Annotated in this window: 14 protein-coding genes; 6 read left to right on the plus strand and 8 right to left on the minus strand. The window is 52.7% G+C overall.

From position 1 onward, the window contains the following. Window positions 1-37: 37 nt before the first annotated feature. On the minus strand, window positions 38-178 hold the full coding sequence (locus ACQ4M4_RS02210; RefSeq protein WP_430682814.1) for a hypothetical protein: 141 nt from the start codon (window positions 176-178) through the stop codon (window positions 38-40). 139 nt (window positions 179-317) lie between these two features. Further along, window positions 318-2357 (minus strand): ABC1 kinase family protein, encoded by a 2040-nt coding sequence (locus ACQ4M4_RS02215; RefSeq protein WP_430682815.1) that lies wholly within the window; start codon window positions 2355-2357, stop codon window positions 318-320. A 454-nt stretch (window positions 2358-2811) separates the two neighbouring features. On the opposite strand from ACQ4M4_RS02215, the gene ACQ4M4_RS02220 reads away from it, so the two are divergent. Genes ACQ4M4_RS02220 through ACQ4M4_RS02230 form a run of 3 tightly spaced genes read left to right on the plus strand, consistent with a single transcriptional unit; the run spans window position 2812 to window position 6656 of the window. After that, on the plus strand, window positions 2812-4770 hold the full coding sequence (locus tag ACQ4M4_RS02220; protein WP_430682816.1) for a prolyl oligopeptidase family serine peptidase: 1959 nt from the start codon (window positions 2812-2814) through the stop codon (window positions 4768-4770). Window positions 4771-4791: 21 nt separating this feature from the next. Then, window positions 4792-6042 carry a URC4/urg3 family protein gene (locus ACQ4M4_RS02225; protein WP_430682818.1) on the plus strand — a complete coding sequence of 417 codons (1251 nt, stop codon included), beginning with the start codon at window positions 4792-4794 and terminating at the stop codon, window positions 6040-6042. A gap of 26 nt (window positions 6043-6068) precedes the next feature. After that, window positions 6069-6656: a YdeI/OmpD-associated family protein gene (locus ACQ4M4_RS02230; protein ID WP_430682819.1), complete on the plus strand. Its 588-nt coding sequence runs from the start codon at window positions 6069-6071 to the stop codon at window positions 6654-6656. A 78-nt stretch (window positions 6657-6734) separates the two neighbouring features. On the opposite strand, the gene ACQ4M4_RS02235 is transcribed toward ACQ4M4_RS02230, so the two are convergent. Then, complete coding sequence (locus ACQ4M4_RS02235) at window positions 6735-7994, minus strand: GTP cyclohydrolase II (RefSeq protein ID WP_430682821.1); 1260 nt, start codon at window positions 7992-7994, stop codon at window positions 6735-6737. A 460-nt stretch (window positions 7995-8454) separates the two neighbouring features. Between ACQ4M4_RS02235 and upp the strand changes: the two genes are divergently transcribed. The 3 genes from upp (at window position 8455) to ACQ4M4_RS02250 (ending at window position 9952) form a co-directional block, all read left to right on the plus strand. Next, window positions 8455-9090 carry a uracil phosphoribosyltransferase gene (gene upp / locus ACQ4M4_RS02240; RefSeq protein WP_430682822.1) on the plus strand — a complete coding sequence of 212 codons (636 nt, stop codon included), beginning with the start codon at window positions 8455-8457 and terminating at the stop codon, window positions 9088-9090. Between the two features lie 120 nt (window positions 9091-9210). Next, window positions 9211-9426, plus strand: a complete 216-nt coding sequence (locus ACQ4M4_RS02245) for a hypothetical protein (protein WP_430682823.1) — start codon at window positions 9211-9213, stop codon at window positions 9424-9426. After that, a complete protein-coding gene (locus ACQ4M4_RS02250; protein ID WP_430682824.1) occupies window positions 9410-9952 on the plus strand; it encodes a GNAT family N-acetyltransferase in 543 nt (180 codons plus the stop codon). Before ACQ4M4_RS02245 ends, ACQ4M4_RS02250 begins: the two co-directional genes overlap by 17 nt. Before the next feature lie 76 nt (window positions 9953-10028). On the opposite strand, the gene ACQ4M4_RS02255 is transcribed toward ACQ4M4_RS02250, so the two are convergent. From ACQ4M4_RS02255 to ACQ4M4_RS02275, 5 genes are all read right to left on the minus strand, one after another. After that, window positions 10029-10202, minus strand: a complete 174-nt coding sequence (locus ACQ4M4_RS02255) for a hypothetical protein (protein ID WP_430682825.1) — start codon at window positions 10200-10202, stop codon at window positions 10029-10031. A 46-nt stretch (window positions 10203-10248) separates the two neighbouring features. Beyond that, complete coding sequence (locus ACQ4M4_RS02260; RefSeq protein WP_430682826.1) at window positions 10249-10812, minus strand: orange carotenoid protein N-terminal domain-containing protein; 564 nt, start codon at window positions 10810-10812, stop codon at window positions 10249-10251. 106 nt (window positions 10813-10918) lie between these two features. Then, window positions 10919-11533 (minus strand): hypothetical protein, encoded by a 615-nt coding sequence (locus tag ACQ4M4_RS02265; RefSeq protein ID WP_430682827.1) that lies wholly within the window; start codon window positions 11531-11533, stop codon window positions 10919-10921. 73 nt (window positions 11534-11606) lie between these two features. After that, window positions 11607-12695 (minus strand): chorismate synthase, encoded by a 1089-nt coding sequence (gene aroC, locus ACQ4M4_RS02270; protein ID WP_430682828.1) that lies wholly within the window; start codon window positions 12693-12695, stop codon window positions 11607-11609. 34 nt (window positions 12696-12729) lie between these two features. Then, complete coding sequence (locus tag ACQ4M4_RS02275; RefSeq protein WP_430682829.1) at window positions 12730-13182, minus strand: bactofilin family protein; 453 nt, start codon at window positions 13180-13182, stop codon at window positions 12730-12732. Window positions 13183-13579: the final 397 nt, after the last annotated feature.

The raw sequence follows: 13579 nt of genomic DNA on the forward strand, positions 1-13579 counted from the left end.
GCTGTAGTTTTATCTTTCCTCACTTCTAAACTGGAGGTCAGTTTAGAACACAAGTTTTAATGCGATCGCAGGTTTCTCCCAATGATGACTGCTGCATCAGGGTGACTGCTGTATCACGTTGAGCGATCGCAGCAGATTTACCTGCCCCAACAATTAAAAAACCGATGCCATAGGACATCGGTTCACAAAAAGCACAGATTAGAACGCTACAGCAGTCACCAGCTTCGTTGAGAAGAAAGTTTTGAGGAAGGAAAGGCTGTTCTCATCACTTTCCTAATCGAAATGGCGATCGCGCTCACTCACGTTGAACACAGCTGTTAGCCACGACGAGCAGAAGGCAACACAAGAGCCTTATCACTTGGAGCATTCAACACTGGCTGCGAACCATTGCTGGCAGCACGGCCATTAGCCCAAGTCGGATCTTCTGGCAGCAAAAACTCCCGAATAAATCGGGCTGCGGCCCGCTGAGCCAAGCCTCCAGCAATTTGCTGACCCATGCGCTGCGTTTCGGGTCGCAACAGCAAATTGGGAATAGCCGGAATTAACTGAGTTGGACCAAAGCCCGGTGTTTCTCGCAGCAGCGACAAGATTCTGAGCAGATGCTCGGCGTTGGCTTGCCCTTGAGGCGGCTTTGCCGGAGCAGCGGATCGCGAACCTTTACCGTTGTGCAGTCCAAGGCGTTCTTGAACCTTTGTTCGAAACTGGTTGAAGGTGTTCTGACCAAAATTGTCCACACTCTTCACAATTTCATCAACCAAGTATTCACGAATGAATGCACCACGCTCAGACATGAGGAAATTAATCGCTTGATCCACCGCACCCGTCAAATCGTAATCGGTACTATCTTTTGCATTGCGCAATAGGTTTTCCAATCGATTCCAGCGGAAGTTGCCATCCTTAAACAACAAGTCCTTCAACGAAGTGCGCAGTTGAGGAGAGGGATCGGTCAACAATCGCTTGGCAATGTAGGGATAGGCTTTGCTCAACACTTTGAAGTTGGGATCTACATTGATGGCAATCCCTTCCAACGTGACAAGCGAGCGAATAATCAGCGCATAGTAAGCAGGCACCCGAAAGGGGTACTCGTACATGAGAGCCGATAGCTGATCGGTAATGCTCTTGAAGTTCATTTCAGCAACGCTGGCGCTGAGCGCGTTGCTAAACACGTTGCTAAGCGCAGGAATAATTGGCGTCAGGTCGGTTTCGGGGCTCAAAAATTCTAAGCTGACGTAGTCGTTTGCCAGTCCTTCAAAGTCGCGGTTAACCATGTGAACCACCGCCTCAATCAGCCCATAGCGCTGATGCGGCTTGACTTCACTCATCATGCCAAAGTCGAGGTAGGCCAAATTGCCGTCGGGGGTAGCTAGCAGGTTGCCAGGATGAGGATCGGCATGGAAAAAGCCATGCTCTAGCAATTGACGCAGCGAGCATTGCACACCAATTTCGATCAGATAGGCGGCATCAATTCCTTGGGCATAAATTTCTTGAGGATTGGTGAGCTTGGTGCCGTTGATCCACTCCATGGTCAGCACACGGCGGGCGGTGTACTCCCAATAAATCCGTGGCACATAGATATTCGGCAGCTTGCCATAGAGTTCGGCAAAACGCTCGGCGTTTTGGCCCTCTTGGGTGTAATCCATCTCTTCAAAGATGCGTGCGCCAAACTCGTCCATAATGCCGACGAGGTCGCTTCGAATGCGCTTGAAACGGCGGGTTACAAAGGAGGCCAACTGCCGCAGGATATACAGATCGAGGGTGATGCGCTGAGCTAAACCGGGACGTTGCACCTTGACGGCAACCTCTTCACCAGACTTGAGCTTGCCTCGGTAAACTTGCCCCAGCGATGCAGCGGCGATAGGCATGGGAGAAAGCTCGGCATAAATATGCTCAGGGCGATCGCCCAATTCTTCTTCAATGAACTGATAGGCAATCTCGTTGGGAAAGGGGGGCAACTGATCCTGAAGCTTCGTCAGTTCTTCCAGGTACACCGGCGGCACAAGGTCAGGCCGGGTAGACAAAGCTTGCCCAATTTTGATGTACGCAGGCCCCAAATTGGTCAGCATGGTGCGCATGCGCTCAGCCCGTCGCAACTGGTTTTTGGCAATTTTGCCTGTGCGCTTATCCCACCATAGAGCCAGCGCAAACGTCAGAAAGGGAAAAACGATCGCCACCATCCGGCTTAAAACTTGGGGCAGCCGATAGCGGTACTGCTGAGCGATCGCCGCCGGATCGTAGCGCAGCGCTTCTTCCAAGGATGCATCATGAGCAGACTTGAGGTGCCCATCGACTGGCAGTTCTGGCGTTACCAGCTCAGTAGAGCGAACTTCAGCCTTAGTGGGAGTCTCAACAAGTGACATGGCAGTGGTTTCTTTATGAAGGGCAACGACAAAACAAGCGGTGCAAAGGCTTCAGCAGGAACAACAGTTTGGAGACAGAATCATCCAAAGCTATGGCAGCAAAGCAATGGCAGGAATTGCATAACACACCAATTGAGCAAGGCGTGAACCAGGACTCAACTAGAGTTCCCAAATCGGCTATGTAACGTATTGTAACGCAGCTGAAAATTCAGGGTTCACTTCCTCATCCCATTCAGCATGACACGCCAACCCCGGCAATACACTCGCCCATCGGCCAGTTTTTAGGTCAGGTTTCCGTACTTCGATGGGCTGGAATGCCGATACGACCCATGCTGAGATGGGCTCAACCGATCGATCTAGTCAGGTCCAATTCAGGATATAGAACCAGCTCACCGAGAATTCCGTTCGGTGAGGGTTGTAGAATCTCAGTAACTTGCACGCACACATGATTTTTATGACGGCACCTCACATTGCTTCCTATGGCTCCTGGCGATCGCCCATCACATCTGACCTGATTGTGCAGGGATCTGTGCGGTTGGGGGATGCCTGCATTGATGGCACCGATGTGTACTGGAGCGAGGGTCGGCCCACAGAGTCGGGGCGGTCTGTGGTGGTGCAGCTGTCGAGCAACGGGCAGCGCACAGATGTGACACCCGCTCCTCTAAATGCTAGAACCCGGGTGCATGAGTACGGGGGCGGCGCTTACACCGTGGTAGATGGTGTGGTGTATTTCTCCAATTTTGCCGACCAGCGATTGTATCGACAGCCGATCGATCAAGAACCACAGCCCATTACACCAGAGGGCATGGATTTACGGTTTGCCGATGCGGTACTGGATCACCCGCGACAACAGCTAATTTGTGTGCGAGAAGACCACCGTGCCGATGGGCACGAACCCGCGAATACCATTGTGGCGATCGCCACTCAACCGCAAGATGTGGCCAATAACGACGGGCAGGTGCTCGTTTCTGGAGCTGATTTTTACGCTTTTCCTCGTCTGAGTCCCGATGGGTCGCAGCTGTGCTGGCTAAGTTGGAATCATCCCAATATGCCGTGGGACAGCACCGAACTGTGGGTTGCACCAATTCAGCCGGACGGCACCTTGGGTGCAGCCACCAAGGTTGCGGGTGGGCCAGAGGAATCGGTGTTTCAGCCGGAGTGGTCGCCCGATGGCCGACTGTACTTTGTGAGCGATCGCACGGGTTGGTGGAACCTGTACCGCTGGGATACCGCATCGGGCAATGCAGAACCACTCTGCCCCAAAGAGGCAGAGTTTGGCTTACCGCTGTGGGTGTTTGGCATGGCGACCTATGGCTTTGCCGATGCGGATACCCTGATTTGCAGCTACAGCGAAAACGGACTATCTCATTTGGCCAAGCTGGATACGCGCAGTCTGGAGCTGACAAACATTCCCACTCCATTTAGCAGTGTCGGCGGCGTGCGGGTGGGCAATGGCTGGGTGGTCTTCGGCGGTGGCTCGCCCGATCGCCCCGGTGCGATCGCCCGACTGAATTTGGCCACAGGCACCGTGGAGGAACTGCGTCGTTCAAGCAGCTTGGATATCGATTCTGGCTACATCTCCATTCCCCAGCCCATTGAGTTTCCTACGGAAAATGGGCTAACGGCTTACGGATTCTTCTATCCACCCAAAAACCAGGACTTTGCCGCCCCCGAGGGTGAGCGTCCGCCGCTGTTGGTGAAAAGCCACGGGGGGCCAACTGCAGCCACCTCTGCCAGCTTTAGCCCGAGCATTCAGTATTGGACGAGCCGAGGGATTGCCGTGCTGGATGTGAACTACGGCGGCAGCACGGGCTACGGACGCGCCTATCGCGATCGCCTCAAGGGCAACTGGGGCATTGTGGATGTGGATGACTGCGCCAACGGGGCGAAGTATCTGGCGGAGCAAGGGCTGGTAGATGGCGATCGCCTCTGCATTGATGGCGGCAGCGCGGGTGGCTACACCACGTTGGCGGCGTTGGCTTTCCGCAATGTATTTAAGGCAGGAGCCAGCCATTACGGGGTTAGCGATCTGGAAGCGCTGGCGCGAGACACCCACAAGTTTGAGTCACGCTATCTGGACGGTTTGATTGGTCCTTATCCCGAACGGCTGGACTTGTATAAGGCGCGATCGCCCATTTACGCCATCGATAAACTCTCCTGCCCGCTGATCTTCTTCCAGGGTGACGAAGACAAGATTGTACCGCCCAACCAGGCCGAAATGATGGTAAACGCGTTGAAGGAAAAGGGCTTGCCTGTGGCCTACGTTTTGTTTGAAGGTGAGCAGCACGGCTTCCGCAAATCGGAGAACATTAAGCGGGCGCTGGATGGTGAGCTCTATTTCTATTCCCAAGTGTTTGGGTTTGAACTAGCGGAAACTCCAACCACCGTAGCGATCGCCAATCTCACTCGCTGATAACCATCTTTTAGGATGACCATGAATCCCCAACCCACCGCGCTGACCCATGCTGAGGCGATCGCCTACCTACGTACCCCGCAGGCCATTCGCGATCGCTGTCATCAATTGTTCGACCTGGCCTGTGCGGATCAGCTCCAGCACTTTCGCTGCAATCTGGAAAAATTAGAGCCGACTGCAGACTATGTGCTGCAGGTAATGCGGGCCAGCTATCCCGATTTGGACGTGCCGTTCCATAGCCGCTGGCGACATTTCAACGCCGGAGGAAGCGATCGCCTCCATCAGCTCGATCAGCAGTTGGCCAAGCTCAATCCGCTGGAGCGCGCGCGCGCCAAGTACGATTTGGTGATTCCTAGTGTGCTGCTGGATGCGGGAGCCGGAGCCACCTGGAAGTACCGCGAAGCGACCACTGGGCAAACGTTAGGGCGATCGGAAGGGTTGGCGATCGCCAGCTATCATATGTTCTTGCAGGGCGCGTTTTCCAGCCAGTCGCATCAGCCTTACCAAACCGATGCCGCCGCCTTGGAAGCCTTGACGGAAGCAGCATTAAGCGAGGGATTTCAAGTTAGTGACGAAAACCCGCTCGTGGGCGTAACTGGACGAGTGGACTTAATGCGACGGTTGGGCCAGGCGTTGCGGCAACATCTGCCCCTGTTTGGTCAAGACTTGCCCAGACCCGGCCATCTGGTGGATTACTTGATGGCCCAAGCCGTTGACCACCAGCTTCCAGCCCGAACCGTGCTACAAGCTGTCCTGGAAGGGTTGAGCGACATTTGGCCCGGTCGCGTCACGTTGGATAAGGTGAATTTGGGCGATGTGTGGCTCCATTCAGCCTTGGGTGGCGATGCGCCAGGGTCAAACCTCGTTCCCTTTCACAAGCTGTCGCAGTGGCTCACCTACTCGCTATTGGAACCGTTGCAGGAGTTGGGGCTAGAGATTACCGGATTGGACGAGCTAACCGGACTAGCAGAGTACCGCAATGGTGGACTGTTTGTGGATATGGGCGTGCTGGAACCCAAGCATGATGCGGTCTTGGAAGACAAACACTTGCCCAGTTCCGACGTGATTGTAGAGTGGCGTGCCCTGACGGTGGTGCTGCTGGATCAGGTGGGCGATCGCATCCGTCAGCAATTGAACCTGAGCGCAACCGAACTCCCCTTAGTAAAGGTGCTAGAAGGAGGCACTTGGGCCGCTGGCCGCAAAATTGCCGCAGAACTGCGCCCCCACGCGACGCCGCCCATTCAAATCGACAGCGACGGCACCGTGTTCTAACTCCCCCCTTGTTCTCGCCTGAACCGATGAAAGAGCCACCTGCCAATTCTGTTCATCCCCAAAGTCGCGCCGAGTGGCGGGCTTGGCTGGCCGAAAACCACACGCGCACCGAGGGCGTGTGGCTGATTAGCTACAAAAAAGCAACGGGAAAGCCCCGCTTTGAGTACGACGAAGCGGTGGAAGAGGCCCTATGTTTTGGATGGATCGACAGTAAGCCCAACTCGCTGGATGAGGAGCGATCGCTTCTGTGGTTTGCCCCTCGCAAGCGCGGCACGGGTTGGTCCAAGCCCAACAAAGAGCGAGTCGAACGTCTGCTTGCGGCTGGCTTGATGGCGGAGGCTGGAATGGCCAAAGTGGAAGCGGCCAAACAAGATGGCTCCTGGACTGCATTGGATGCGATCGAGGCGCTGGAAATTCCGCCAGATTTGGCGGAAGCGCTAGCCGCCTATCCTCCTGCACAGCAGAATTTTGAGGCGTTTCCTCGCTCTGTGAAGCGCGGCATTTTGGAATGGATCGCTACGGCCAAAAAGCCCGAAACCCGAGCCAAGCGTATCGACGAAACGGCCCGGCTGGCTGCTGAAAATCAGCGGGCCAATCAGTGGAATCGATCGTAGAGGGGGAGTGAGGAGTGGAGAGTGGGGAATTGGGAGTCGGGAGTCGGGACGGAGAGTAATCTACCAAAAGGTTTGGGGTTATAGGCTGTAGTCGCGACCTTTGATGTCGGCGAGTTGGTCTTCGGTGAGAACGCCGCTGTCAGAGTAGTAACCTGCTGACTTTTTCGCTTCAATCTCCACCTGAGCATCAGCGGGAATCATATCCGGGGGAATGGGAACCCGTTCCACCACCTCGATTCCAGAGTTGGTGATGGCGTTATACTTCATATTGCTCATGGAAACGAGTTGATCGATTTTGGTGACGCCCAGCCAATGCAATACATCAGGCATCAGTTCCTGGAATCGCATGTCCTGCACGCCTGCCACACATTCGGTTCGCAGGAAGTAGGCATCGGCGCGATCGCCCCCTTCTTGCCGTTTACGTGCGTTGTACACCAAAAACTTCGTTACTTCGCCCAATGCGCGGCCTTCTTTGCGGCAGTAGACAATAATGCCCACGCCGCCTGCTTGCGCCGTTTGAATGCACACCTCAATGCCGTGAACCAGATAGGGTCGGCAGGTGCAAATGTCGGAACCAAACACATCTGAACCGTTGCACTCATCGTGAACGCGCACAGCCAACGGCTTCGACGGATCGGCGATCGCCTCTGGGTCACCCACAATGTACACCGTCGTGCCACCAATTGGCGGCAAAAACACATGCAAATCCTGCCGGGTTACTAGTTCGGGATACATGCCGCCCGTTTGCTGGAACAGGATGCGGCGCAGTTCCCACTCATCCACATTTAGGCGCTTGGCAATTCCGGGTAGGTACCACACCGGGTCGAGTGCCGCTTTGGTCACCATTAGGCTACCGTCCGCTCTTAGGATGGAATCATCCACCTTCAGGCGACCGTTGGCAATTTCATCCTTCAGCTCGGGAATTTGAATGTGGGCTTTGGTAATGGCGATCGTGGGGCGAATATCGTAGTCGGGATAGTGAGGCGCAAAAATATCGCTGGCGATCGCCCCGAACGGATCGAGCGACACAATTTTATCGGGGTCTCCCCAACTGGGATGCGGCCCCAACGGCACCACCGGAGCAGTGTTGGTGAGATCGGCTTTGTGGTTGGGGTCGAGCACGCCACTAGCCACCGCCAGTGCCCGATACACGCTGTAGGCCCCACCCAAGGTACCAATCACGTTGCGATTGCTAATGCGCACCGAGCCAACAATTGGGCCACGCTGCAATGGGTCACTCGCTCCCCATTGAATTGGAAGCACCTTTGCGCCTGTTGCGTTGGGGTGGGAGGTTAGGATGATGTGCTGACGCTTTGGTTTTGGTTGAGCTTCGGTCATATAGTTTCCCTGCACCCGCCGGATTGGAACCTGTGATGAAAATGGTACAGTATTTTCATACTCTAAAGTTACCCACTCAACTGTTCGCCATAATCATCTATTGTTGATTCTTTACGAAAAGATTTCTATTCGTTTCCTGGGTTAAGAAGACTGATTTTTAGCGTCTTTTTTTAGAAGAACAGCTTAGGTTTTTCATCCAAAATTTATTTTTTTAAGTAACATTTATTCTAAAGAGATCTTGAGATGGAGTTTGAAGACTCTATGCGATCGCACAAGAGTAAAAACCTTGGCGATCGGGCCTTAAAAATAGCCATCTCTGAATATTTCCCGCTTTAAAGTCAAAAGCTTACTGGCTAAACTTAGCTTGAAACGGGGATAGCGCGATCGCATTTTCAACTTCAGTTTTCTTCTCCCATTCTTATTAAAAATTCGAGCTGTCTTTCTACCATTCAGGTACCGTATGGCTGCAAACGTTTCTGTTATTCAACATCCGCTGGTTCAGCACAAATTAACTCTCATGCGTCGGGCGGATACCCATACTCAAGATTTTCGTCGATTGCTCCGAGAAATCTCTTTGTTATTGGCTTATGAAGTAACTCGCGATTTGCCACTGCGCACCGAAACAATTCAAACCCCTCTGGCCGAAATGGCAGCCCCCGTGCTTGCCGCCGAAAAAAATATGGTGCTGGTTTCCATCATGCGGGCGGGGCAGGGATTGCTAGACGGCATGATTGAGCTGATTCCAACCGCAAAGGTAGGGCACATTGGTCTGTATCGAGAGCCCTCTACTCTTACCGTGGTGGAGTATTACCTCAAGCTGCCCGCCGATACCAACCAGCGCGACATGCTAGTGGTTGATCCGATGCTGGCAACGGGTAACTCGGCTGTTGCAGCAGTTGAGCGACTCAAGGAAGCCAACCCGCTCTCTATCAAGTTTGTCTGTTTACTCGCAGCCCCAGAGGGAATTGCCCACTTCCATGAGCAGCACCCAGATGTGCCTATCTACACCGCCGCTATCGATCACAAGCTAGACGAGCATGGCTACATTATTCCGGGACTGGGTGACGCGGGCGATCGCCTCTATGGCACCAAGTAGGTCTAGTCACGTTTGTGTTCTAGGCTGCTCAGCCACTGCCAGGCGGTGGGGAACCGGGCTCAGCGGTTGAGTTGCTATAGGATGAGAATGGAACGTTTTGCAAAATTCTGCTCAACCGCTATGGCTATTTTTCGTCAGTACATTGCGCCGTTTTTAGTGCTGCTCATTTTCGGGTTGGCGTTGTTTGTTGTGAGCGCACGCATCTTTTTGCCAGAAGACATGGCCGCTCCTGCCCCAACAGAACCCGCAGCATCGGTGAGTATGCAACAGCCAAATCCTCCCCATGGGGCGATCGCCACTCCTATTGTCTGGAGCATCCATGACCTTTGGGCATGAGGCAACCCCTCAACCACCGCCAGAAACGTCGCTAACCGAGCCATTTCCAGCGGGCTATCGGCTCAAGCAAGGCACCTGGAAGGACAAAGCACTCCTGGTCAAATTTCTGCATCACACGTATCTGGAGACCGATCCCTCTGCCTCGCTTGATCACTTGACGGGAACCGTTGAGCGCTATTTCTCTTCGGAGGCTCCACTCTGGTTTGCGGAATCCGAGGCGAACCCATCTCTTCGGGCAGAGGCCGTTGCCTGTTTGTGGATGGGCAATGCCGTTGATCAAATTCATGGCGATCGCCATCTCCACGTCTTTTTGCTGTACGTGGTCCCCAACCATCGCCGCCAAGGAATCGCCACAGCGCTGATGCGGCAGGCTATTGCTTGGGCACAAAATCGAGGCGATCGCCAAATTGCACTTCAGGTTTACCAAGACAACGAATCTGCACAAAAGTTGTATCAAAAGCTAGGGTTCGAAACGCGATCGCTGTGGATGGCAAGACCGTTAAATCGGGACAACAAGGGATCGTAATCACAAAACTGTTGATTTTTGACAGTTGAGTGGCCCGACAAAAGACTCACTTCACAACGTCATATTCTGTCAGGACTTACGCAATTGAATGATTTTTCGGATGAAGTGCGTAAGTTTCAAGTACCTCGACACCATTAAAAACCAGACCCAAAAACCCTGTGCGGCCCAGCAGACGGCACAGGGTTTTATCCATTAACTGGCGTTGCTCAAAACCTGTGGACATTGCAATGACAGTCATCGCAACGCCCATAGCTTTATCAGCGATAACCCAAACAATGCCAGGGCAGAGTTATATCCTATAGTCCGGTGTTGGCATCATGCTCAACGGCATTGGGATCCACACCCATGGGTGCAACATAGTCGCGGAAAAGCGTAATTTGCTCACCGAAATCCAGCTTCTTAATTTCTTGGAACAGTGATTGAGCCTCATTAGAAAGCTCATATCCCTGCGGAACTTGAACAACCGATCCCTTCGACATTCCTTGTGCTAAGAAATACCAGAACAACAGTTTTGTGGTATCGCTCAAAGCGCCATACTCGCGGCCAATCAAAGTATTTTTGCGAGTAATTAAGTCACGCTGTAGTTGCAACTGCTCTTCTTGAGACATTTGCTCAACCTGGTTGAACAAACCTTGTGCAACTTCGGGAGAGACGGTGCTAGCACTAGGAGCAGCAGGCGTGATTGAGTCGCCCATTTCAGTATAAATAAACCAAAATAGAGCCAGCTGTTGGTCAACATCTAAACCACGAAATTGGTTAACCAAGTTGGTAAATGTGTTAGTAGTTGTGTAACTCATGACGAATTTATCTCGGCGTTCGTTGCTTATAGCAAAGTAACAAGAATTCGCATCACACATCATGTATCTAAAGTGACGAATAGAACCATTCCTTGCGATAGAGGAGAACCCAAACTATCGCGTTAGAAGGAGGTTAATTGCTAGCTTTTCCAAGCAAACGATTTGCGTTTTATTCTTTGATCCACAGGGCTAAACCGCCACCACGGCCCCGTGCTGCAATGTAGCGATCGCTTACTTCAAAGAAAGCAAAAAAGGGTAATTTCCCAATCGGCGTTTGAGCAAACATATCTGTTTTTTGGGCACCACCCCGAATTCCACCTTGATAGAGCGTTTGACCCAACAACGTAATGTGTATGTCGGTAAAATCGAAAGCCAGCAAGTTTTTCTTATCGAGGTACCGACAAGGCCCTGTAAGCGTGAGCTTTAAGCCACCAAGCTGAATTTGATTACGAATTGAACCCTCCGCTGCCGCATCCGACAAGGCCGGATGAAAGCCAATGTAAGCAGGGCTAAATTTAGGCATGTAAAATCCGTTTCCCAGGCGGATGCCACCCTGCTTTCGCTTGCGTACACCTGTGGTGAAACAAAGTCGCCATTGCCCTTGCAATGCCGAGGAGGGATACCGGCGGCGTTCTTGCTTGGCTTGGGTTTCGGTCGCAAGCAGCGCCTGAACCATCGCTTCGGCAGAGGGGCGATCGCGCTTGGGTTGATGAAACGTCGTCGCAGCTTGCATCAGCGTGCTGGCAAACTCGTGTGCATCACGCGCATTCGTCTCCCTAGTCATAGCGATCGCCCTTTACGAGAACCTTCCACCCACGACCAATTGGCCATTCACAGCCAGTGCGGCCTACAGCCAACTACAGTAAATGGTTTTGGCCATGATTCCGAATTAAATGGTCACATAACACGAGAGCCACCATGGCCTCTACCATGGGCACAGCCCGAGGCAACACACAGGGGTCGTGGCGACCTTTTCCCGCCAGTTCCGTTTCACCCCCATCGCGAGTAACCGTTTGTTGGGATTTGCGAATCGTAGCCGTAGGCTTAAAGGCAATTCGTAGCAGAATGTTTTCTCCATTGGAAATGCCACCTTGCACACCGCCGGAACGGTTGGTTACGGTGCGCACATTGCCTTGTGCATCTTTGTAAAAAGCATCATTGTGTTCACTGCCGCTCATGAGCGTACCAGCAAAGCCCGAGCCAATCTCAAAGCCCTTGGTAGCAGGCAGCGACATCACCGCCTTCGCTAAATCTGCTTCCAGCTTATCGAACACTGGCTCGCCCAGGCCCTTCGGCACGTTGCGCGCTACGCACTCCACCACGCCGCCCAAAGAGTCGCCTTGGTCACGATATTGCTCAATTAAGTCCACCATGCGCTCAGCAGCTTCGGCATCGGGGCAACGCACAATGTTGCTTTCGACCTGCTCCAGCGTTACCGTATCGGCCTCCACAACGCTATCCAAGTCTTTAATTCGCTTTACATAGGCAACAATTTCGACCCCGGCGAGCTGCTTGAGAATCTTTTTGGCGATCGCCCCTGCAGCAACACGACCAATGGTTTCCCGCGCCGAGGAGCGTCCACCGCCCTGCCAATTACGAATGCCATATTTGGCATCGTAGGTGGCATCCGCATGAGAGGGACGATATTTCACCGCCATTTCGTCATAGTCTTGCGATCGCGCATCGGTATTGCGTACCAAAATGGCGATCGGGGTGCCCAACGTTTTTCCTTCAAACACACCCGATAAAATTTCGCAGCGATCGGCCTCTTTGCGCGGCGTGGTGATCTTGCTTTGACCGGGACGACGACGATCCAGCTCCACCTGAATTTCTTCAGCCGAAATGTCGAGTTGGGGCGGGCATCCATCGATCACAACCCCAACACCGCCACCATGCGATTCGCCAAATGTTGAAATTCGGAATGCGTGACCAAATGAACTGCCCATAGCCGCCTAAAAACTCACATTATGGAAGCTTAGCTTAAAACTGGCGGCCAAAGTTTTCTCGAGCGGGATGCATTTGAGCGGTATAGCCATCGGCATGGCCCACCAGCTCTGGCAATGGTTCGCTACCACCTGTCAATACTTTCGACTCAGTTGTCGTAATAAAGCCGACATAAAAGGCCCCCGCTTCCATATTTAAGGCACTCGCGGTTACATCTCCTTCCAATCGAGCGGTACGCGTTAGCGTTAGCTGACCAGCGGCATAAATTTTTGCTTTAACCACCCCGTGAATGGTGATGTTGTTGCCCCTTAGGTCTGGCCCTTCAATCAAGCCGCTTTGGGAAATGACAACATTGCCACTTGCCTGAATTCCACCATGTACAATTCCGTCTACCTGCAGGTCACCATCCACATGCATGGTGCCTTGCAATTCGGTCGTGGAGCTAATATATGTGGCGGCAGATTTTGCAGGAGTGGGTTGCTGTGGCATATAAGAAGGCTGATTTTTTTGCTTACGCCTAAAAAAATTAAACATCGGGTGAGATTCCTCCAAGAAAACAGACGATACCCCGTTTAAGCCTATAGCCCTGCCAGTGATGCACAAAGCATCGTTATAAATGGCAGATGAAAGCGCAGGTCGCAAGCGGGTTAACTGTATAAAACTGCATTCAAACCTGAACAATCCTCAGTCGGCTTAATGCCTGAATGAGAGTCTGCGAAATTGCCTATCGGGCGATCGCACTGTCCCCAACACTCGATACCTCAAATAGTGCCATTAATTTGTTTTCTTTTGTAGCGGTAAATTTATTGATTTCACGCTCCCTGTCGGTTTATCACAAAATCTATATCAACCATACTGACTCATTCAGCCTTTGACTGTATCACCA

The organism is Leptolyngbya sp. AN02str (assembly GCF_050565595.1).
Classification (GTDB): Bacteria; Cyanobacteriota; Cyanobacteriia; order Elainellales; family Elainellaceae; genus Kaiparowitsia.

What these genes read in the sequence shown, in the direction of transcription:
- ACQ4M4_RS02260 (WP_430682826.1), bottom strand. Translation starts at nt 10,812, where the DNA reads ATGATGTGTGATGCGAATTCTTGTTACTTTGCTATAAGCAACGAACGC.
- ACQ4M4_RS02215 (WP_430682815.1), bottom strand. Translation starts at nt 2,357, where the DNA reads ATGTCACTTGTTGAGACTCCCACTAAGGCTGAAGTTCGCTCTACTGAG.
- ACQ4M4_RS02265 (WP_430682827.1), bottom strand. Translation starts at nt 11,533, where the DNA reads ATGACTAGGGAGACGAATGCGCGTGATGCACACGAGTTTGCCAGCACG.
- ACQ4M4_RS02255 (WP_430682825.1), bottom strand. Translation starts at nt 10,202, where the DNA reads ATGGGCGTTGCGATGACTGTCATTGCAATGTCCACAGGTTTTGAGCAA.
- ACQ4M4_RS02230 (WP_430682819.1), top strand. Translation starts at nt 6,069, where the DNA reads ATGAAAGAGCCACCTGCCAATTCTGTTCATCCCCAAAGTCGCGCCGAG.
- ACQ4M4_RS02250 (WP_430682824.1), top strand. Translation starts at nt 9,410, where the DNA reads ATGACCTTTGGGCATGAGGCAACCCCTCAACCACCGCCAGAAACGTCG.
- ACQ4M4_RS02235 (WP_430682821.1), bottom strand. Translation starts at nt 7,994, where the DNA reads ATGACCGAAGCTCAACCAAAACCAAAGCGTCAGCACATCATCCTAACC.
- ACQ4M4_RS02275 (WP_430682829.1), bottom strand. Translation starts at nt 13,182, where the DNA reads ATGCCACAGCAACCCACTCCTGCAAAATCTGCCGCCACATATATTAGC.
- ACQ4M4_RS02245 (WP_430682823.1), top strand. Translation starts at nt 9,211, where the DNA reads ATGGCTATTTTTCGTCAGTACATTGCGCCGTTTTTAGTGCTGCTCATT.
- upp (WP_430682822.1), top strand. Translation starts at nt 8,455, where the DNA reads ATGGCTGCAAACGTTTCTGTTATTCAACATCCGCTGGTTCAGCACAAA.
- ACQ4M4_RS02225 (WP_430682818.1), top strand. Translation starts at nt 4,792, where the DNA reads ATGAATCCCCAACCCACCGCGCTGACCCATGCTGAGGCGATCGCCTAC.
- ACQ4M4_RS02220 (WP_430682816.1), top strand. Translation starts at nt 2,812, where the DNA reads ATGACGGCACCTCACATTGCTTCCTATGGCTCCTGGCGATCGCCCATC.
- ACQ4M4_RS02210 (WP_430682814.1), bottom strand. Translation starts at nt 178, where the DNA reads ATGTCCTATGGCATCGGTTTTTTAATTGTTGGGGCAGGTAAATCTGCT.
- aroC (WP_430682828.1), bottom strand. Translation starts at nt 12,695, where the DNA reads ATGGGCAGTTCATTTGGTCACGCATTCCGAATTTCAACATTTGGCGAA.